Annotated in this window: 18 protein-coding genes; 6 read left to right on the top strand and 12 right to left on the bottom strand. The window is 63.9% G+C overall.

Features of this window, described 5'->3' with window-relative positions; all coding sequences use genetic code 11:
- The first annotated feature begins 37 nt into the window (after positions 1-37).
- The gene (locus DPM33_RS14020) at positions 38-724 is read left to right on the top strand and encodes a D-lyxose/D-mannose family sugar isomerase (protein WP_112098017.1); all 687 of its coding nucleotides are present in this window, start codon (positions 38-40) and stop codon (positions 722-724) included.
- A 27-nt stretch (positions 725-751) separates the two neighbouring features.
- Here DPM33_RS14020 and DPM33_RS37750 read toward each other — a convergent pair whose 3' ends face one another.
- The 7 genes from DPM33_RS37750 to DPM33_RS14050 form a co-directional block, all read right to left on the bottom strand.
- Entirely contained in the window at positions 752-1,102 is a 351-nt protein-coding gene (locus DPM33_RS37750) for an imm11 family protein (protein ID WP_425373502.1), read from the bottom strand.
- 278 nt (positions 1,103-1,380) lie between these two features.
- Positions 1,381-2,262 (bottom strand): RDD family protein, encoded by an 882-nt coding sequence (locus tag DPM33_RS14025; protein ID WP_112098018.1) that lies wholly within the window; start codon positions 2,260-2,262, stop codon positions 1,381-1,383.
- The gene (locus DPM33_RS14030; RefSeq protein WP_112098019.1) at positions 2,249-3,265 is read right to left on the bottom strand and encodes a stage II sporulation protein M; all 1,017 of its coding nucleotides are present in this window, start codon (positions 3,263-3,265) and stop codon (positions 2,249-2,251) included. The genes DPM33_RS14025 and DPM33_RS14030 overlap by 14 nt, the downstream gene beginning before the upstream one ends.
- A complete protein-coding gene (locus DPM33_RS14035) occupies positions 3,262-4,566 on the bottom strand; it encodes a DUF58 domain-containing protein (protein WP_112098020.1) in 1,305 nt (434 codons plus the stop codon). Before DPM33_RS14035 ends, DPM33_RS14030 begins: the two co-directional genes overlap by 4 nt.
- Complete coding sequence (locus tag DPM33_RS14040) at positions 4,563-5,519, bottom strand: AAA family ATPase (protein ID WP_112098021.1); 957 nt, start codon at positions 5,517-5,519, stop codon at positions 4,563-4,565. The genes DPM33_RS14035 and DPM33_RS14040 overlap by 4 nt, the downstream gene beginning before the upstream one ends.
- The gene (locus DPM33_RS14045) at positions 5,506-6,705 is read right to left on the bottom strand and encodes a DUF4350 domain-containing protein (RefSeq protein ID WP_112098022.1); all 1,200 of its coding nucleotides are present in this window, start codon (positions 6,703-6,705) and stop codon (positions 5,506-5,508) included. Before DPM33_RS14045 ends, DPM33_RS14040 begins: the two co-directional genes overlap by 14 nt.
- A complete protein-coding gene (locus DPM33_RS14050) occupies positions 6,702-7,340 on the bottom strand; it encodes a DUF4129 domain-containing protein (protein ID WP_245442141.1) in 639 nt (212 codons plus the stop codon). The genes DPM33_RS14045 and DPM33_RS14050 overlap by 4 nt, the downstream gene beginning before the upstream one ends.
- Before the next feature lie 149 nt (positions 7,341-7,489).
- Here DPM33_RS14050 and DPM33_RS14055 point away from each other — a divergent pair, with 149 nt between their 5' ends.
- The 3 genes from DPM33_RS14055 to DPM33_RS14065 are packed head-to-tail and all read left to right on the top strand — an operon-like array spanning position 7,490 to position 10,209.
- On the top strand, positions 7,490-8,269 hold the full coding sequence (locus tag DPM33_RS14055; RefSeq protein WP_112098024.1) for a hypothetical protein: 780 nt from the start codon (positions 7,490-7,492) through the stop codon (positions 8,267-8,269).
- Positions 8,270-8,314: 45 nt separating this feature from the next.
- On the top strand, positions 8,315-9,343 hold the full coding sequence (locus DPM33_RS14060; RefSeq protein WP_245442142.1) for a DUF7847 domain-containing protein: 1,029 nt from the start codon (positions 8,315-8,317) through the stop codon (positions 9,341-9,343).
- Positions 9,344-9,399: 56 nt separating this feature from the next.
- Positions 9,400-10,209: a hypothetical protein gene (locus DPM33_RS14065; protein WP_146770246.1), complete on the top strand. Its 810-nt coding sequence runs from the start codon at positions 9,400-9,402 to the stop codon at positions 10,207-10,209.
- Between the two features lie 36 nt (positions 10,210-10,245).
- Here the strand turns inward: DPM33_RS14065 and DPM33_RS14070 are convergent, their stop codons facing one another.
- The 4 genes from DPM33_RS14070 to DPM33_RS14085 all read right to left on the bottom strand — a co-directional run bounded on the left by DPM33_RS14070 (position 10,246) and on the right by DPM33_RS14085 (position 15,645).
- Positions 10,246-11,931 (bottom strand): tetratricopeptide repeat protein, encoded by a 1,686-nt coding sequence (locus DPM33_RS14070; protein WP_112098027.1) that lies wholly within the window; start codon positions 11,929-11,931, stop codon positions 10,246-10,248.
- 84 nt (positions 11,932-12,015) lie between these two features.
- Positions 12,016-13,140: an NAD(P)/FAD-dependent oxidoreductase gene (locus DPM33_RS14075; protein WP_112098028.1), complete on the bottom strand. Its 1,125-nt coding sequence runs from the start codon at positions 13,138-13,140 to the stop codon at positions 12,016-12,018.
- A 57-nt stretch (positions 13,141-13,197) separates the two neighbouring features.
- Complete coding sequence (locus tag DPM33_RS37425; RefSeq protein ID WP_112098060.1) at positions 13,198-14,712, bottom strand: amino acid ABC transporter permease/ATP-binding protein; 1,515 nt, start codon at positions 14,710-14,712, stop codon at positions 13,198-13,200.
- A gap of 99 nt (positions 14,713-14,811) precedes the next feature.
- Positions 14,812-15,645 carry an ABC transporter substrate-binding protein gene (locus tag DPM33_RS14085; protein ID WP_112098029.1) on the bottom strand — a complete coding sequence of 278 codons (834 nt, stop codon included), beginning with the start codon at positions 15,643-15,645 and terminating at the stop codon, positions 14,812-14,814.
- Positions 15,646-15,837: 192 nt separating this feature from the next.
- Here DPM33_RS14085 and DPM33_RS14090 point away from each other — a divergent pair, with 192 nt between their 5' ends.
- On the top strand, positions 15,838-16,899 hold the full coding sequence (locus DPM33_RS14090; RefSeq protein ID WP_112098030.1) for a LacI family DNA-binding transcriptional regulator: 1,062 nt from the start codon (positions 15,838-15,840) through the stop codon (positions 16,897-16,899).
- 64 nt (positions 16,900-16,963) lie between these two features.
- Here DPM33_RS14090 and DPM33_RS14095 read toward each other — a convergent pair whose 3' ends face one another.
- Entirely contained in the window at positions 16,964-18,604 is a 1,641-nt protein-coding gene (locus DPM33_RS14095) for an ABC transporter substrate-binding protein (protein WP_112098031.1), read from the bottom strand.
- 270 nt (positions 18,605-18,874) lie between these two features.
- On the opposite strand from DPM33_RS14095, the gene DPM33_RS14100 reads away from it, so the two are divergent.
- Positions 18,875-19,092, top strand: a 218-nt coding sequence (locus DPM33_RS14100) for a helix-turn-helix domain-containing protein (RefSeq protein ID WP_146770247.1), incomplete at its 3' end; no start/stop codon positions are given.

Consider the following 19,092-nt stretch of genomic DNA (forward strand, 5'->3'; position numbering starts at 1 on the left):
GCAGATTTCAGCAGGCAGCGGCAGGAAGGAAAAACCCATGAAGCGCTCCAAGATCAACGACATCATCCGCGAAGCCGACGCCTTCATTCGCTCTTTCGGCTATATCATGCCGCCCTTCGCCTATTGGTCGCCCGAAGAGATGAAGGCGCGCAGGGCCGACTCCGCGGCCATCTTCACCTCGCGCCTCGGCTGGGACATCACCGACTACGGCCAGGAGAAGTTCGACGAGCTCGGCCTGTTCCTCTTCACCGTGCGCAACGGCCGCTACGAGGACATGAAGCTCGGCATGGGCATGCTCTATGCCGAGAAAATCATGATCTCGCGCAAGGACCAGCTCTCGCCGATGCACCGCCACAACATCAAGGCCGAGGACATCATCAACCGCGGCGGCGGCAAGCTGGTGCTGGAACTGTTCATGCACGACCGCGACGGCGGCATCGACCCGAAGGCCGAAGTCTCGGTGCCGGTCGACGGCACCATCACCAGATTGCCGGCGGGCGGGCTGCTGAAGCTCGATCCCGGCCAGAGCGTCACGCTGCTCCCCGGCGTCTGGCACGCCTTCTGGGCCGAGGGCAAGGCCGTGCTGATCGGCGAGGTCTCGACGGTCAATGACGACCTCACCGACAACGTCTTCCGCGAGCCGATCGGCCGCTTCTCCAACGTCGACGAGGACGTCGCCCCGGTGCACCTTTTGGTGTCGGATTATGAAAAGTGGGTGGGGTAGGAGCGCTCATAGGCGGAGCGCCCATGTTCAATGAACGATTCTTCGTAAGAAGCTAGGGATGTCTTCAGGTCGGAAAAACATCGACGACTCCCCCGTTGCGGCTAGGGCGTCCCTCAATTCCTGCGAAACGACGATATGGTTTAACTGCTGCTCGTCCCTTGCCAGGTGAAGGCCTCTCAAGCAGTTTTCATGGTGAACGTAATAACTGCATGAAATTATATGTGTTACCCCGGATCGTTCGATCTTGCTGGTAACGTCTGATCGTTCGGGGTCGATGCAGCGCACCCGGCCCAACGGAAGCACCCAGGAGAATTTCTGGGTCACGCCATCTCGGGCAACCAAGGTGATTGGATAGAATTGGACGAGATGCTTTGGCACGAACTGCAGAATTATCTTTTGCCACAAATCGTCGACGGCTGGTGGGTCACCGACTGGCGGGCAGTGAAGGCGCTCGAAATTCTTCACGTTTGATTTGGCACGAAACAAGGGACGGCCGCGACTTGTGTCGATCGGGATCGCCGTCATCGCGTCTGATGCGTTCACCGGTGAACTGTAGTCAAAAACCGCTGGCTGGAACGGAGTGTCTAATCGATCGTACCATACCCAAGCCATTTCAAGTGTCCCGGATAGCCAGTTTCTGGCGTGCCCAAATCTGCCTACCGCGCATACTTATCCGCCTTGCGGTTCCCCAGCAGCAGCTTGCGTTCCAGGTGCGCGCGGAGCTCGCCGTAATAGGCGGTGAGAAATGCCTTTGAATCGATCGGCTCGACCCTGGCGCCGATCTTGCGGGCGATGGTCTCGGCCACCGCCTTCAGCGCGGAATAGTCGTCGCGGCGCAGCACTTCCTCGAGCTTCTGCAGTTCGGCGATGCCATAGGCGTCGAGCTGCGCCGGGCTGAACTGGAAGCGCGCCGCGACCGGGTCCTTGCGCTGCGAGAGATCCTCGACCAGTGCCACTTTCGGCGCTTCGACCACCCAGGTGCCGGCAAGCAGGTCGCCGATTCTGAGCCGGTCGCGGTTGAACAGCGGGAACAGCGAGAACAGCAGCGCCCAGACCAGGCCGAAGATGGTCGTGAGCGTATCGGCGACGTCGGCGCTGGCGCGCGCGGCGAGGATCGACAGCGGCAGGAACACTTCGATCTCGCGCATCAGGTTGCGCGCGATGACCTGGTCGAGGGTGAGGCCGGCGCCGCTGCGCGAGGCGACCCTGGTGCCGACCAAGCGCTTGCCCGGCGTGGCGGCTCGCCGGCCGGCCTCGAAGGCGATGAAATAGACGTTGCGCAGGAAGAAGATGAAGATGATCCAGACGATGAACAGCGGTTCCGCGTCCTTCACGCCGAGGCCGCCAAGTCCGAACAGCCCGACGAGGCTGACCACGACCGCAGCCACGATGATGATCACCACGTCGAGCAGGAACCCCGCAGCGCGCGTGCCGGCATCCGCCAGCTTGACCCTGAGGTCGACGCCCTCCGGCGTGACCAGCGGGCGGATTAGCGCCGCCGGGCTCCTGGTCTTGACCTTGGCCCTAGCGGTCGCCATGCCGCACCATACGGAACAGGTAGAAATATGAGATCCAGAAAGCCAGCATGCCGCCGCCGATCGAATAGCGGACGATGTCGCTGGTGATGGTCTGCCGGCCGATGCCTTCGAGGAGGCCGGCAAAAAGCAGCATCACCGTGACGCCGATCATCGCGGTCGCCGCCACGCGGCCGGCCCGTGCGGCGGCGGCCATGCGGGCCAATTCGCCGGGGAAGGCGATGCTGGTGCCGATGCGCATGCCCGCGGCACCCGCGATGGCGATGGCGAACAGCTCCGTCGTGCCGTGGATCGAAAGCCAGCCGCCGAGCTCGAAGCCGAGCCCCTTGGCGGCATAGATCTGGAAAATAGCGCCGAGCATGCAGCCATTCATCAGGATGATCAGCACGCTGGGCACGGCGAAGGCGAAACCCAGCGCGAAGGCCAGGATCGAGACCTGCGTGTTGTGGGTGAAGAGATAGGCGGCAAAGCCCGACAGAAAATGATCGCCGCCGCCGTAAAGCACGCTGCGCAGCGTCTCGGCCGACGAATCCGGGTTGCGCCCGCCCGCCAAGCTCGGCGCGATGATGGCGTCGTACCAGCGCTTGTCGGAGGCGACCAGCCAATAGCCGGCAATCGCGCCGATCACCGTGAGGGCAACCGACGTCCACACTTCGCGCCAAAGGTCGCGGATCGCCGCCGGCCAGTCGTGCAGGAAGAAGTCGCCGATGCGCGTCCGCAAGCTTCGCCGCGCGCCGTAGAGATAGAAATAGCCGCGCAGGCAGAGCGCCTCGAGATAGGCGATCAGCGCGCTGTCGAGCGAGGTTGCGCGCGCCACCGAAAGCGAGGACAGCGCCGAACGGTAGAGGAGCGGCAGCGACAGCAATTCGTCTTCCGACAGCGCGCGCGGCGCGCGCTTCTCGACGCGCGCCAGCAGCGACTCGAAGGCCTTCCAGTCGGCTTCGCGCTCCTGGCGGAAGCTGGCCAGCGACTGGCGCACCGCATCGGTGCCGACGGACAGCGTCATAAGAGGTTCTCCTCCTTGAGCTGGATATAGCGCTCGACGAGCGCCGGGCCGAGCCGCTGGTGGTCAGCCTCGATGACATGCGCGCCGAGCAGCCTGAGGCGGCCGATCACCACTTGCCGCTGCCGCAAAAGGTCGCCGGCAGTGACGGCGCGGGCGACATCCTCGGGCGTCGCCGGCGCCATGTCGGCCAGCGTTTCGAGCTCCACATCCCGCATCAGCATGAACAGCACCAGATGCCGCTCCGTCAGCCGGCCGACGGTGCGCAGCATCAGTTCGGCGCTGATCGGATCGACGAAATCGGTGAAGATGATGACCAGAGAGCGCCGGTCGAGCTTGGCCGAAAGCGTCGTCAGCGCCAGGGTGAAGTTGGTTTCCTCGCTCGAATAGTCGATCTCGGCGGCGCGCTTCTGGATCATGGTGAAGCTTGGCGAACCGCGCACGGCGCCGCTGGAGACACGCGGCCTGGCGTCGAAGGAAAAAAGGCTGACGAGATCGCCACCCTTGAGCGCGATGAAGGCCGACAGAAGCGCTGCCGTCACGGCGCGGTCGACTTTCGGCACGCCGTCGACCGGCTCGCACATCAGGCGGCCGCTATCGATGGCCAAGACGATGTTGTTGTTCTCCTCGATTCGGAATTCGCGCGCCAAGAGCTTGCCATGGCGGGCGCTGCGCTTCCAGTCGATCATGCGCCGGCCCATGCCGGGCTGGTAGTCCTTCAGCGCTTCGAATTCGCGGCCCTGGCCGGCGCGCTTTTGCGCATGGCCGTCGGCGAGGGCCGAGCGCTGCAGGAGCGTGATCGCCTCGTCGCGCGCGCTGTTGACGTTGGGCAGCACCGCAACCTTGCGGTCGACGGGCAATATGACCTGGTTCCACACCAGCCCGAACGGGCCCTGCCAGCGCAGCCACAGCCGGTCGAAATTCGAGATGCCGCGGCGGATGGCCTCGAATTCGAGGTCGAGCGTGCCGCCATTGGCCGGCAGCGCGCCGCCGGTGCCCGCGACCGGCTGCACCCGCTGGTCGTGCCCGACCCGCGCCTGCAGGCGCCGCAGCCTTGCGCCGAGGCCGGCCGCGATATGCAGCGTGAAGCGCCCGCCGACGCCGACCTGCGGCGGCGCCGTCAGCGTCGCGTTGAGCGCGGCGCGGCCTCGTCCGGCGGCCGCGTCCACCGCCAGGAAGGCGAGCAGCAGGCAGATCCACGACAGGCCGAGATACCAGACAGAGGGCAGCACGAGCGCGATCAGGAAGGCCGGGATCGCCCCCGCCGCCGCCGCCCAGACCGCTCGACCGCTCGGATAGATCAACGCGGCGCTTCCGTATGGTCGACGAGGTCGGAGACGATCTGCTCGACCAGACGCCCATCGATCTGCGCCGCCGGCGAAAGAACGACGCGGTGGCGCAGCGCCGGCACGGCCAAAGCCTTGACGTCGTCGGGAATGACGTAGTTGCGGCCATCGAGCGCCGCCCTGGCGCGCGCGGCCCTCGCCAGCATGGCGCCCGCCCGCGGACTGGCGCCGACTTCGAGGTCGGGGCTCTCGCGCGTGCCGCGCACGAGGGCCGCGATATAGCCGACGACATCGTCGACCAGCGTGACGTCGCCGACCGTGGCGACTGCTGCTTCGAGCGTCTTGCGATCGGTCCGCGCCTTGATGCCGTATTGCTCGATGTCGTGCGAGGCCGAGCCGCCGCCGTGATGGATGATGATGGCGCGCTCTTCCTTGGGATCCGGATAGCTCACCCTGTGCTTGAACAGGAAACGGTCGAGCTGCGCTTCGGGCAGCGGATAGACGCCCTGATGCTCGATCGGGTTCTGCGTCGCCACCACCATGAAATTCCCGCCGAGCGAATGCGTGGTGCCGTCGAAGGTGACGGCGTGCTCCTGCATGGCTTCGAGCAGCGCTGCCTGCGTCTTCGGCGGCGTGCGGTTGATTTCGTCGGCAAGCAGAAGGTCGCAGAAGATCGGGCCGCGCGTCAGCGTGAATTGCCCGGTCTGGAAATTGTAGATGTTGGCGCCGACGATGTCGCCGGGCATCAGGTCGGGCGTGAACTGGATGCGGCCATAGGTTATGCCGAGCGCCTGCGCGAAGCAGCGCGCCGTCATGGTCTTGGCGGTGCCCGGCGGGCCTTCGAGCAGGATATGGCCGCCGGCGAACAGCGCCGTCAGCATCAGATCGACGGTGTCGCGCTGCCCGGTGATTGCTTTTGCCACTTCTTCCCTGATCGCGCTCGCCAGTGCCTTCACTTCATCGACGTTCACCGAGCCTCCTTGCCGTCCAGTCATGCAGCTGTTCGGCTGCCTCATGCATTGCGGCCAAATTGTTGGATTCGTTCGCGGCTTTGAAGCGCTGGCTGAAGCCGCCCGCCTCGCCCTTGTCGCGGGAATCGAGCCAGTGGTCGAGCGCTTCGCCCTGCAGCCCATGTGGCGCACCGAGCAAGGCGCCGGCGCGCTGCCGCACTAATGTCGCATAGCGGTCGCCAAGCCCCTGCAGCCGCCCGGCGCGTCTCAGCAGCGTCGCCGTGGTGTCGACCAGCGCCCGCTTGCCGAAGGCGATGGCGCGGCCTTCCGCGCGCGGCGGGCCGAAGCGGCCGAGCCCGTGCAGGAAGGCAAGTGCGGCCGCCACCAGCACCGAAAGCGTCAAAGCCAGGAAGGGCGGTTCGACCAAGAGCTTGGCGAGATCGTATTTCTGGCCGATGCCGTGCAGCGTCAGGTCGAACATGACCGCACCGACGCGCGACTCGATCATCTCGATGACAGCAAGCGCTGCGACCGCTTTCTGCTCGTCACCCAATGCCGCGTTGTTGATCAGATCGGGATCGGTCAGGATATAGAAGGGCTCACTGTCGAGTTCCGTCAGGATCGCCTTGCCGTCGCGGGTCGCGATCAAAGGGTCATCGTCGGCCACCCATTGCAGCTCGTCGGGTACCGGAATTTTGTGGCCGTCGATATCGACCTGGGCGGCCGTGCTTTTGCCTTCGCCGAGCTTCGCCTTGGCGATGCGGCCCAGCCAGTCATTGACGACGGTGGTCGGCAGCCGTTCGATCCTCATCTCCCAGCCTTCGCGCTCCTGCGACGGCAAGGTGATCCATTTGGGCAGCACGAAGAGGGTGGTCTTGCCCGAGCGAAGCTTGATGATGCGGTCGAGCGCGGCCGGGTCGCTGTCGGGCGCTATGGTGACCACCAGCGGGATTCTGCTGGACAGGTCTTTCTCGTTGCGGGCCATGAATGCCGGTCCGCCGGTCAGTTTGATCCATTCGACAAGCCCGGCATAACCGGTGCCGCCTTTCGAGAGTGGCGTGGCGCCGCCTTCGGGCTTGCGGAAATCGGGCGCATAGGTGGAGAGCAGGAAGAAGCCGGCCGCCGCCAGCAGGCTGGCGAAAATGCCCCAGAAAAGCGTCTTGCGACTGAACGGTTCCTGCGCTGCTTCCGTCGTCGCCGCGCTCATGCCCAGGCATCCCGGAAGGCGAAACGCTCATAGGCGCCGCGTGCCTGCTGCCAGCCTTCGGCGCCGACCGGGCGACGGGCGAACAGCGCGGCTTCGACGATGCGGGCGATCTCACTGAAGGCGGCGCGGGGCCGGGTGGGGATCGAGCCAGCCGCCGCGATGTCGCGCGCGGTGAGCGAGGGCCGCAGGAAATCGGGCAAGCGGGTGGCGATGTCGGCGACGCTGCGGCGCAAGAGAAGATGCACCGCCTCGTCAAACTCGCCGCGCGCGGCCAGCGCATCGGCCTCGGAGAGCAGGACCTGCGCGGCACCCGCGTCCGGCCGCCACTCCTCCGTCGCCGCCTCGGTTTCCTGGCGCTTACGCCACCATGGCAGCCGCCAGGCGACACCCTGTGCCTCGAGAACGAGAAGCAGCACGATGATCGCGACGCCGATGATCACCGCGCCCCAGAACAGGTAGATCATGTAGGGGCCGAGCTTGGCCAGGGCATCCAGCAACGGCTTCAGCCACTCTGGCGGCTCCGGCCGCACAAAGCCCGGCAAGGCAAACTGTATCGAATCATCGGCCAGCAGTTGCTTGTGCACTTTGGCCAGCCATTCGGGATCAACCGTGTTCAGCCGCGCGGCGTCAGTCACCCGCTCGTTCCCCCTGCAACCTGCGGTTCGCGGCTGACACTGGCAATACGCCATGACAATTGCAAGTGCACTGGACGTAGCCCTTCAATCTTGGCAAATTTACTTTGAAGTTGTCGATTGGACACGGCGGCGACTCGGGGGAAATTATCATGACCACTGCGACATTGGGACGGCCCGGCAGATTCGAGATCGGCAGGGTGTTCAACAACACCTTCGGGGTGATAGGACGAAACATCGGATTGTGCATCGGGTTGGCGGCGCTGTTCTCAGGGCTCCCGGCATTGATCATCAGGGTTTTGACGCAACCGCAGATAAATGCCGTGGTACAGGAGGCTCCCAACGGAAACGTCAATGCTGCGTTCCAGAGCTTCTCATATGTCAGCGTGATTGGCGGGCTGATCGCCTTCGTTTGCGGGCTGCTGCTGCAATCGGCGCTGGTGCGGGCGACCATCGAGGACCTCAACGGCAAGCGGCCGTCCTTCGGAGACTGCATTCAGATCGCGATCCGCTTTCTGCTGCCGACACTGGGCATTGGCCTGCTTGTCGCTCTCGGCGCGGGTCTCGCGACCCTTGCGCTGATCGTGCCCGGCGTAATCCTTTGGCTTGGCTGGTCGATGTCGGTCCCGGTTCTCATTCAGGAAAGGCAGGGCGTGTTCGGCTCGATGTCACGCAGCCGCGTGCTGACCAAGGGCAGCCGCTGGTCGCTGTTCGGCCTGTTCCTCATCCTCATCATCATCGCGATGATCGTTCAGTGGGGAATGCTGCTCTTTCTCGTCATGTTCGGCGGTATCATTGCCGAGATTGGAGCGGCATTGGTTCAGACGATTGTTTCGATGGTGCTGTCGATCGCGACCGCGGTGAGCTACGTCGAACTGCGCCAGGCCAAGGAAGGCACCAGCATCGACGAACTGGCCGAGATCTTCTCGTAACCGGGCGCGGCTGTCCGGCAAGCGAGGAACGGAACCGTCGCCAGATTGGCGGGGGAGGCTTCGGCTTACCCTCCGCTTCCTGTCGGCGACACAGGCAATACGACAGGAGAATTGCAACGCCCCCAAACCGCAAGTATCAATCTTGCGGATACTGTTCAATTTTGCGTATTCATTAGAAGGGGGGAATATAATATGGCGTCGATCGCAAGCGGCAGGTCGGAGAAGTTCAGGATTGGCCGGGTGTTCAGCAACACATTCTCGGTCATCGGCCGCAGTTTCGGTCCGCTGGCCGCGATCGTCGGCCTGTTTTCAGCGGCGCCTACGTTGATCTACAATTTTTGGAACCTCACCCAGCTTGCCAGGATGCGTGAGGCTGCGGGCGCCTCTGCCTTCGATCGTCCGGACATGGCGAGGTTGGCAGCCGTATCGGTGGTCGCCGGCCTGGTGTTTCTCTTGCTCGGCTTGCTTGCGCAGGCAGCATTGGTACGGCTGGCGGTCGAGGACCTGAACGGCAGGCGTCCGGCGGTCGGCGACTGTATCCAGATCGCGTTGCGCAGGTTCTTTCCGATGCTGGGCATCGGCTTCATCGTCTTTCTTGCGCTGATAGTGGCCGGCATCGTGATCGGTGTCGTCGCCTCGATTTTCGCCTTTGGTGGCGCCTTCGTCGGTGCGCTCATCGGTATTGCCGTGGCAGCGATCCCGGCAGCGATGTGGTTCATCAGCATTTCGGTTTCGATCCCCGTGGCGGTTCAGGAAAGGCTCGGCGTGTTCGGTTCGATATCGCGCAGCCGGGCGCTGACCAAAGGCAGCCGCTGGCCGATCTTTGGCCTGCTACTGGTCATTGGCATCGCGGCCGGGCTGCTTCAGGCGGCGTTCTCGCTGCTGTTCAGATTTGCCCTGGCGACCGCCAGCGGCCTCAGCGGCTCCGGCATCATCGTCGGGGCAGTGGGAGGCAGCCTGCTGTCGAGCATCTTCTCGGCGGTGATTTCGTTGGCGATCGCCGTCACCTATGTCGAGCTGCGCCAGGTCAAGGAAGGCGCCAGCGTCGACGAACTGGCGGAAATCTTCTCTTAGCGAATGGCTTTAAATTCATGACGTGGGCGACCCAGGGGCAGTCGGGGAAATTTCAAGTGGGGAAAGTAATCAACAATACCATCCGCTTTATAGGACGGAATTTGATCCTCTCGCTCGTTTTTGGCGTGGTTTTCTTCGTACTGCCCCTGACGTTGGTTAATTTGTGGGCGGTCCGGTTCTGGCCAATATTGGCATATCTGATGGGTGTGTATGGCGGCGGCAGCCCGTGGTCGATCGTGGCCAACCTGGGCTCCGCCCTTGCTTCTGGACTGTTAGTCATTGCGGCAAATTTCCTGGGATTTGCGGTCCTTTCGAGAGCGGCGATAGACGACATCAATGGCAGTCGCCCATCGGTTGGCGGCTGTATTCAGGCAGCACTGCGGCACTGTCTCCCTATCATGGGGATAGGTTTTGCAATTTATCTTCTCTTCTTTTTCGCGAGCGATGCGCCGCTTTACACCGGGTTTCTCACTCCCTCGGAGGGACTCGCTGTTTTGATTGCGTCCTTTATCTTTTGGGGGCTGGGAATGTCTGTTGCCGTTCCCGTCGAGGAGCGGCTTGGGAGGGGCTCTTCGATGTCGCGTAGCCGCGCCCTGACCAGAGGATATCGCTGGCCGATATTCGTCCTGTTTTCGATCGTCTTTGGGCTGTGGTTCGTCACGCGCGTGGCCTTGGCTTTCATGTTTAGACCCAGGCCGGATTTGATTACGTCAATCTCTGCACTGATCGTCGGTACAATCCCGAGCGCGATTGTATCAGCAATCACGTGGACGGTGACATCCATAGCAATCACGGCCACTTACGTTGAGTTGCGGCGCATCAAGGAAGGCACCAGCGTCGAGGATCTGGCGGAGATTTTCTCTTGAAGGGGAAGCCGTTCCGGTTGATCGGGCGGCCGCGTCTCAGTGACAACAGCTAGGCCCCGACTGCACGCTCGTCCGGCACAGGCATGACGAAGTAATCGCCACATCAGCCTTGGCCAGCGCCGCGGCAAGCTTCGCCTGCAACCCCGGCAGCTCTTCTTTCTCGCCGCGCCGCTTCAGGCATTCGACCAGCCCGTGCAGCGCCCAGACATTGTCGGGATGCTGGGCGCAGCGCTGCACGGCGCCGCTCAAGCCGAGATCGTCGCGATAGACCTGCTCGGCCTCGGCCGCGTGGCCCTGATCGAGCAGCAGGGCGGCCAGCGCGTGGCGCGGCGGATGCATCCAGGCCCATGGCTCGGTGTAGGATAGATTGTCGTCGAGCTCGACCGCGTGGCGGAGGTGCTCGTAGGCCTCGCCGTGCCGGCCCTGGTGGTAGGCGAGTTCGCCGTCGAGCAGCGCGGTGCCCACCGCGAGCGAGGCTTTCGTCGGGTTGCTGAGGAAGCGGCGTTCCGGCGAAATGCCATCGATTTGCCGGCTAAATAGATCGCGTTCACGCTCGGCCGCCGCGAAGTCGCGCAGCGTCGCATGCGCCACGCCCTTGGCGTAATGCTGCAGGGCGGCGGTCAGAACGTAGAGTTCCGGCTCGCCGTTCATCGGCTCGTCGATGATCTCGCGCCAGCGCCCGAAGCGCACCTGAACATGCGATTTCATCGCGCGATAGCCCTCGACTGTCTGTGTCAGCTTCGGCCGCTCGGCAATGCTGACGACATCGCGCGTCACCAGGCTGCGCACCTTGTCGGCCGCCCACAGCGCGGGGCGGTATTGGCCGAGGAACATGCAAGTGAACATCATCAGATGCAGGTCGTGGCAGCAGCCGAGCAGGTAGTAGGTCGGCTCGCCGGCATAGGCGAGATAGAGGTCGTTGGCGCGCACCGCCTTCTCGCTGGCGATCTTGGCCTTCTCATATTCGCCGCACAGCACATGGATATGCCCCGGCATGTGGTTCATGTGGCCGGCGTCGGGACACATCGTGCCCAGCCGTTCCGCCGAGCGCATGCCACGTTCGGGCTGCGTCGACATTTCGAGCAGGTGGATGTGGAGATGCAGCGCCGCCGGATGCGGCGTGGTGCCCGCCTCGTCCGACATCCGGATAGAGCGCTCGCAGATCTCCAGCGCCTCGAGCACGTCCGAATTCGGCGCCGGCGCGCCTGTCTTGAGGTTCCACAGGCGCCGCACCGTGCGCATCATCAGCGCCTCGACGGTCAGCGCCATCACGTCATGGTCGTCCGGGAAGTCCCGAAAAACCTGCCGCATCGCTGCGGCATAGGCATCGTCCCATTTTTCGAATTCGCCGGCGCTCACGCCATGCGGTTCTTGGAAGCGGGTGCCGAGCGCCTCGATCAGCCGCTGTTCGACAGCGCTCGCTCTCGCCGCATTGGCTTGCGCAAGCCGCACATGCTCGAAACAGCGTTTGGCGACATGGTCGGCCTCAGCCTTGCCATGCTCTTTCCAGGTGAGGTTGTAGAAAGGTCCGGCGGCATAGGCGATGCCCCAATGCACGAAGGCGCAAGCTGGATCGGTCTCCAGCGCCTTCTCGAAGCACTTTATCCCTTCCTCGTGGTTGAAGCCGTAGCACCAGTTCAGCCCGATATCGAACCAGCGCTGCGTCTCGGTCGAGGATGTGGAAATGGGCCGGCGGTAGGTGCCGAGGTCGAAGTGATCCATGCTCTGCTGTCTTCTTGCATTCCGGGCGGCGAGGCCGCTCAGGCGCAATCTGAGCCGAAAGGCATGGGCTTGGCAAACAGCTTCTCAGCTGTCGAACCGGGAAGGGCGAAACGATTCCAGCAATGGGCTGGGCGTGCCGCTGACGATCTCGCCGGCCAGCAATTCGCCGGCGACCAGACCGAGCGTCGCGCCGCTGTGGCTGAAGACGACGTGGTAGCCGGGGATGCCGGTCAACTGGCCGATCACCGGCTCGCCATCCGAGGGTATGGGCTTCGGCCCCATATGATGGCTTGCCATTGCGAGCGTCGGATTGCCCTCCAGCACCTTCGAGGCTTCATCGAGCAGGCCCGCGATCGTCGATGGCTTGGCCTCGTAGGTGCCGTCGTCGCGCACGATGACTTCCTCCTCCGACCATGCCGAGTCGAGCGCGAAACCGCCGTTCGGCGTCGGCCGGATGGCGACGCGCGGCGTGTTGAGCACGGCGCGCAGCGGGTGTTGGATCGGCTTGCTGAAGACGAGCAGCGCGCGCGTCGTGCCGTCGCCGATGCGCCGGCCGGCTTTCGCCGCCATCGCCGGCACCGCCGGGCCTGTCGCGACGACGACGGTGTCTGCGTCGATGATCTGGCCGGAGGCGGTTCTCACGCCGGTCGCGCGGCCATTGGCGAGGATGACATCAGCTGCCCCGGCATCCGTGATGATCCGACCGCCGCGCTCGCTGAACTCCTTCAGCAGCAACCCGATCAGCGAAGGCAGGTCGACCCAGCCTTCGCCGGCATTGAAGATGGCGCCTTGGCGAGTGACGGCCTTGGCGTCGACACCTGGTGTGACGGCAGCGATGTCGCCGGGTGAGAGAAGCCGCGTCTGGTAGCCGAGCGCCTGCTCGTGGCGGAAGATGTCCGCGATCTGGTTGGTGGTATCGTCGGCGTCCCAGGTGAGGCCGCCGTCCAGCCGCAGCCACGCGCCGCAATTGTGCTTGGCGGCCAGCTTCCTGTAGCGGTCGAGGCCCGCCATGCGGAACTCATGGTAGGCAGTCGAGCGCTTTCGCGCCGAATTGAGCCAGGCAAGCGAGCGCGACGATGCGCCATTGGCGACGGGCCCGTCGGTGACGATCGTCACTTGCGCGCCGAGCCTGGCGAGATGGACGGCGGTGGAGACGCCGAAGATGCCGCCGCCGATGACGGCGACCTTGAGAGCGGATTTTTCAGTCATTCATGCAAGCTTTCGGTGCTCAGATCATGGTTTTGGGAGAGGGCGCGGCGGGATGGCTCACAGCACCTCGGCGAGGAATTGCTTAAGCCTTGGGCTCTTCGGGGCGTCGAATATCTCCGCCGGCGGGCCGACTTCGACGATGCGGCCCTCATCCATGAAGGCGACCTGGTCCGCCACCTTGCGGGCAAAGCCCATCTCGTGGGTGACGACGATCATCGTCATGCCGCGCCGGCCGAGATCGGCCATCAGGTTCAGCACGCCCTTGACCAGCTCGGGATCGAGCGCGCTGGTCACCTCGTCGAACAGGATGACTTCGGGCTCCATGGCAAGCGCCCGGGCGATCGCGACGCGCTGCTGCTGGCCGCCCGACAGACGGCTCGGCCGGTAATCGGCGCGCGCCGCCAGACCCACCTCTGAAAGCTGCGCTTCGGCCAAATGCCGTGCCTGGCTTCCCGCCATGCCTTTGATCCTGGTCAGCGCCAGCATGACGTTCTCGATCGCCGTATGGTTCGGGAACAGGTTGAAATGCTGGAACACCATGCCGACACGGCGGCGAAGCTTTTCAGGCTTCATTGCCAGGATGCTTTCGCCGTCGAGCAGGATGTCGCCGGCCTTGGGCTCGACCAGCCGGTTGAGGCAACGCAGCAGTGTCGACTTCCCGGAACCCGAAGGGCCGATGACGCAGGTAACCGTCCCCGGCTCGACCTTGAGGCTGATCTGCTTCAGCACTTGCAACTCGCCATAGGCCATGTCGAGATCGCGCACCTCGAGGCTGCCGGCCTTGATGGCCGGTCGCGCCGCCGGCGAGGCCTTGCCTGTCTTCAACTCGCCGACCTCGACAAGCCCGCTGACGACGCCGCCCGGCTTCTGCTTGCCGAGCCGCAGCCTGCTGTCGATGGTGTTGACCAGATGGGTCAGCGGCACGGTGATGATCAGATAGAACATGCCGGCCAGCAGCAGCGGCGACAGATTGCCGGTGACGACAGCCTGGTCCTGGCCGATGCGAAATATCTCGCGCTCCGAGGCAAGCAGGCCGAGGAAATAGACGAGGCTGGAATCCTTGACGTTGCCGATGAACTGGTTGACCAAAGCGGGAAGCACGCGGCGTATGCCCTGCGGTACCACGATCAGCCTCATCCCTTGGCCGTAGCTCATGCTCAGCGCGCGGCACGCTTCCATCTGCCCGCTTTCGACGCTCTGGATGCCCGAGCGAAAAATCTCGCCGATATAGGCGCCGGCAATCAGGCTGAGCGCCAGGATACCGAGCGGGTAGGGCGAGGGGCCGAACAACTCGCGGCCGATGCGGGCGAAACCCTGGCCGATCAGGAGAATGGTGAGGATCGCCGGCAGCCCGCGAAAGATGTCGGTGTAGACGCGCGCCGGGATCCGCAGCCAGGCGGAGCGCGAGATGCCCATGACCGCAAGCACCATGCCGATGAAGATGCCGAGCACGGTCGATGCCGCGGCGAGGATCAGCGTGTTCCTCAAGCCGACGGCGAGCAAGGACGGCAGCACCGATGCCATCGCGTCCCAATCGAAGAAGCTGCGCCGAAGGTTTTCCAGCCAATCCATCCGCCAACCTGCCTTGCGCAAAGGCATACCTGTTGCCCGTGCGATCGCTCATGCCTGCATAAAGGGCCGCCGGCATTCACGCCGGCGGCAGTGCTGAGGTCACTTCTTGGGGAGATATTGCTCCGGCATCGGCGATCCGGGGAACCATTTCTGGTAGAGATCGCGCCAGGTGCCGTCCTGCATGGCTTCGTGGATGCCCTTGTTGAGCGCTTCGCGGAAGGTATCGTTGCCCTTGCGGATGACGAAGCCGGCCGGCGCGTCGAAGGACGGGATGTTGAGGGCGATCTTCAGCGCCGGATAACGCTCGCCATATTGCTTGGCCGCCTCATAGTCGAGGAAGTGACCATCGACCGTGCCGTTATTGAGCGCGGCGATGGCCGAATTGTTGTCCGGGAATTTCACCAGGTCGGTGCCCGTGAAGTTCTTGGTGGCGTAGATCTCCTGCAGCGTGCCCTGCACGACGCCGAGACGCTTGCCTGCAAGACCTTCGGCGCTGGTTATCTTGGGGTCCGAGGTCAGCACCGACAGGTATCCGGCGAGATAGCCGTCGGAAAAATCGACCGTCTGCTTGCGCTTCTCCGTGGTTCCGATCGCCGCAACGGCCACGTCGAAGCGCTGGTTGGCGACCGAAGGCATCAGCGCCGAAAACTCCTGGCCGGTGAAGGTCACCTGTTCCGGCTTGAAGCCCATCCGCCCGACCACATTGAGAAAGAACTCGAGATCGAAGCCGGTGAACTTGCCGTCGGCGGTGGTGAAGGCATAGGGCTTGGCGTCGCCCATCGTGCCGACGCTGATCGTCTTGGGGTCGATGAGATTGTAGGGATTGTCCGCCGCCCAGGCCTTGGGCAGCGACAGGGCGGCAAGTGCTACCGCGAAGACGAAGGAGCCGATGCGCTGCCGCCGGCTCGATATGAAAAGACCTCTGATGTTCATGGTTGTTCTCCACTCTGAAGATCGGTCCGTGCGGGGTGCAGCGAACATTTCGATACGGCCTTGCGATCTGACGCCTCCCGGCGCTCTTTTTCTTGTGAGACCGGTCTCAAAAGGCAATGAGACCGGTCTCTTGACATTTGTAGGCATGGGAACGACGATCCGTCAAACAAATTTGAAGGCGACTTGTCCACAATGAAGCGGCCACCCAAGGCTCCCTCCGTCACCGTCAGCGACGTCGCCCGCGAAGCGAAGGTTTCGAAGGCGACGGCGGCGCGCGTTCTGGGCGGCTATGGCACTGTGAGCGAGGCAATCCGCGCGGCCGTGCTCGAAGCGGCGAAGGCGCTCGACTACCGCCCGAACGAACTGGCGCGCAGCATGACGACGGGGCGCTCGGGCAGTATCGGCGTCGTCGTCGGCGACATCGAGAACCCGTTCTTCTCGCTTGCCGTGCGCGGCATCAGCGATGTGGCGCGCCTGTCAGGCATCAACGTCATCCTGGCCAATTCGGGCGAGGACGTCGAAGCTGAGAAGAGCGCGATACGTGTTCTGCTGGCAAAGCAGGTCGACGGCCTGATCGTGACGCCGGCCCAGTCCGGGGACATCGGCCATCTTGCCGAGATTGCCTGTCCGCTCGCGCTGCTCGACCGCGCTTTGCCGGAGCTCGACGTCGACACCGTCACGGTCGACGACCGCGATGCCGCGCTGCGCGCCACGCGCATGCTGACGCGAGCAGGGCACCGACGGATCGCCTATGTCACCGCCGCCGTTCTGTCGGGCGAGTTTCGTGGCGCTGCCTCGAAGATCAATACCTCCACCGTGCGCGAGCGCATCCTGGGCTTCCTCGATGCCTGCCGCGATGCAGCGATCGAAGGAGCGGAGCGCAACATCCATTTCGGCAGTGGACGATCGGAGAGCGCGCATGCCGTGATGCAGCGCCTGCTCCGCAGTGACAACCGGCCGACGGCGATCCTGGCGTCCGACAGTGTCGTGGCGCTCGACCTGTTCAAGGCGATCCGCGAATGCGGCCTCAACATCCCGCGCGACATATCGCTGATCACCTTCCACGACGCCGACTGGACGAGCGTGACGACGCCGCCGATCACGGTCATCGACCAGCCGGTCTATGCGCTGGGAAAATCGGTAGCGGAGCTGTTGATACGCCGCCTGAAAGGCGACGACCGGCCGCCCGAAAGGATCGTGCTGCCAACGACGATCATCGAGCGAATGTCGGTGGGCCCGTCGTCAGCGACATGAGGGTTGAAAGCAACGGCCGGCGCGGCTTTGAACGCCGCGCCGGCCGCGTGCCGTCCCGGGAGGATCAGGACTCCAGCCAGACTTTCTCGAAATGCTGCTCGAGCGACTGGTGCTGTTCACAGCCCTGCACGCCCTTGCGATAGGTGCGGTAGACCGAGCGCCAATAGGGCTGGATGATGATGCCGGAGTCGCGCAAATTGGTCTCGATCTTGCCCATGATCTCCTTGCGCTGCGCGGCGTCCGGTGTTGCGAGCGCCTTGTCGAGAAGCTCGTCGAACTCCTTGTTCGCATAAGCGCTTTCGTTCCAGGCCGCGCCCGACTTGTAGGCAAGCGCCAGCACCTGCACGCCGAGCGGGCGGCCGAGCCACTCGGTGCAGGAATAGGGGAACTTGCTCCAGTCGTTCCAGAAGGTCGCGGCCGGCAGCACGGTGCGCTTGATCTTGAGGCCCGCCTCGCGGATCTGCGCCGCGATCGCGTCGGCGGTGCTTTTCTGCCATTCGATGTCGACCGAGATCAGCTCATATTCATGGTCGGCCTTGCCGGCTTCCGCGATCAGCCTCTTGGCCTGTTCGACATCGCGCTTGGCCGGACCGATATCGGCGAATTCCGGATGCATCGGGCCGACATGGTGGTTGTCGGCGGGTTTTCCGCGACCATCGAGGCCGAGCTTCAGCACCGCCGCATTGTCGACGGCAAGCTGGGCGGCGCGGCGCACCTTGACGTCGTCATAGGGCGCGTTGCCGACATTGAAGCGCGCGACGATGGTCGAGCCGGTGGCGATCTCCGAATTCCGCAGGCCCATCTTGTCGGTCTGCGAGACGGCGTCCGAGGCGGTCTCGTGGTCGGTGTCGATCTCGCCGGATTCGAAGGCCGACAGCATGGCGTTGGGGTCGGAGCCGTAATCGACCCATTTGATGCCGTCGAGATAGAACTCGCCCTTCCACCAGGGCTTGTCCTTGCGCTTCACCTCCGCGCCGGTCTCGGCGTCCCAGCTCACCAGCTCGCACGGGCCGGTGGTGATCGCTAGGGCCTTCTTCGGGTCGGCGTCGCCCTCATAGGAGCGATGCATGATCAGCGCCGGATAATCCGCCATGCCGGCGATCAGCGAGATGTCGGGCTTCGGCAGGTTGAGCTTGACGGTGTAGTCGTCGACTTTCTGGATGCCGCCATCGACCGGCTTCTTGGTGTCGGCGTTGACCAGCGCGCCCATGCGCGCGGCAACCGAATTGCCGGCGACGGAGGCGTCGCACCAGCGGTTGAGGTTGTGGATCACGTCGTCGGCGTTGAAAATGTCGCCATTCGACCAGGTGATGTCCTTGCGCACGTGCAGCGTGATCGTTTTGGCGTCGTCGCTGGTTTCCCAGCTTTCCAGCAGCCACGGCTCGAAGGAAAAGTCGGTCTTCCAGCGCACCAGATATTCATTGCACTGGCGCGCGACATTCGACATCTCGACGCCGTCGAAGGTGCGCGGGTCCTTGAAGCCCTTGACATTCATCGCCACGCGCAAAGTGCCACCGCGCTTCGGTTCGGCGGCGCGGGCGGGCGAGGCGACAATCCCGCCCAGCGCCATCGCGCCGGCGGCGCTGACGCCGAGGCCGGCCATCAGCGCCAGATATTCGCGCCGGCTGATCGCGCCAGTCTTGAACTCGTCGGCGGTCGGCTTCGCTTGCGGGTGCAGTTTTCTGTCGGTCAGCATGAATTTCATCGTCGTTCCCTCTGTTGTTGGGCGCCCCGGGATCGTCAGGCGCGGGGGCGGACGCGACCACCGGGGCGCCGTTGCCTGCGCGGTGATGATAGGTCTGCTTTCCGCGGCGAAATGTTTGGTTTGCCGCAGTTCTTGTGCGCTGTTCCGCAGAGCGCCTATCTCCCCCCTTGTGGGGGAGAACGGATTTTCACTGTCCGAACCGGATAGATAGGTAACAGAATGGACCGATTAGATGGGTGACAGTTTTCTCGCCCGCCGGGAGGACCGGCGATGGTTTGGCGAGAGACAGGGCTCATGGATGAGCGGCTTCGTTTTGTTGTGGAATGCCTATCTGGCGAGGAGACGATGACGCAGTTGTGCGCGGCCTTCGAGATCTCGCGCAAGACCGGCTACAAATGGCTGGAACGCTATCGCGAGTTCGGCCCGCAGGGTCTGCACGACCGGCCGCGGGCGCCGCTTGACCACGGCCGGGCAACGGCAGCGGACCT

It is taken from the genome of Mesorhizobium hawassense (assembly GCF_003289945.1).
GTDB classification, from domain to species: Bacteria; Pseudomonadota; Alphaproteobacteria; order Rhizobiales; family Rhizobiaceae; genus Mesorhizobium; species Mesorhizobium hawassense.

Coding starts and splice junctions, on each gene's coding strand:
- DPM33_RS14030 (WP_112098019.1), bottom strand. CDS start 3,265: ATGACGCTGTCCGTCGGCACCGATGCGGTGCGCCAGTCGCTGGCCAGC.
- DPM33_RS14020 (WP_112098017.1), top strand. CDS start 38: ATGAAGCGCTCCAAGATCAACGACATCATCCGCGAAGCCGACGCCTTC.
- DPM33_RS14025 (WP_112098018.1), bottom strand. CDS start 2,262: ATGGCGACCGCTAGGGCCAAGGTCAAGACCAGGAGCCCGGCGGCGCTA.
- DPM33_RS14075 (WP_112098028.1), bottom strand. CDS start 13,140: ATGACTGAAAAATCCGCTCTCAAGGTCGCCGTCATCGGCGGCGGCATC.
- DPM33_RS14070 (WP_112098027.1), bottom strand. CDS start 11,931: ATGGATCACTTCGACCTCGGCACCTACCGCCGGCCCATTTCCACATCC.
- DPM33_RS14095 (WP_112098031.1), bottom strand. CDS start 18,604: ATGAAATTCATGCTGACCGACAGAAAACTGCACCCGCAAGCGAAGCCG.
- DPM33_RS14085 (WP_112098029.1), bottom strand. CDS start 15,645: ATGAACATCAGAGGTCTTTTCATATCGAGCCGGCGGCAGCGCATCGGC.
- DPM33_RS14055 (WP_112098024.1), top strand. CDS start 7,490: ATGACCACTGCGACATTGGGACGGCCCGGCAGATTCGAGATCGGCAGG.
- DPM33_RS37425 (WP_112098060.1), bottom strand. CDS start 14,712: ATGGATTGGCTGGAAAACCTTCGGCGCAGCTTCTTCGATTGGGACGCG.
- DPM33_RS14090 (WP_112098030.1), top strand. CDS start 15,838: ATGAAGCGGCCACCCAAGGCTCCCTCCGTCACCGTCAGCGACGTCGCC.
- DPM33_RS14045 (WP_112098022.1), bottom strand. CDS start 6,705: ATGAGCGCGGCGACGACGGAAGCAGCGCAGGAACCGTTCAGTCGCAAG.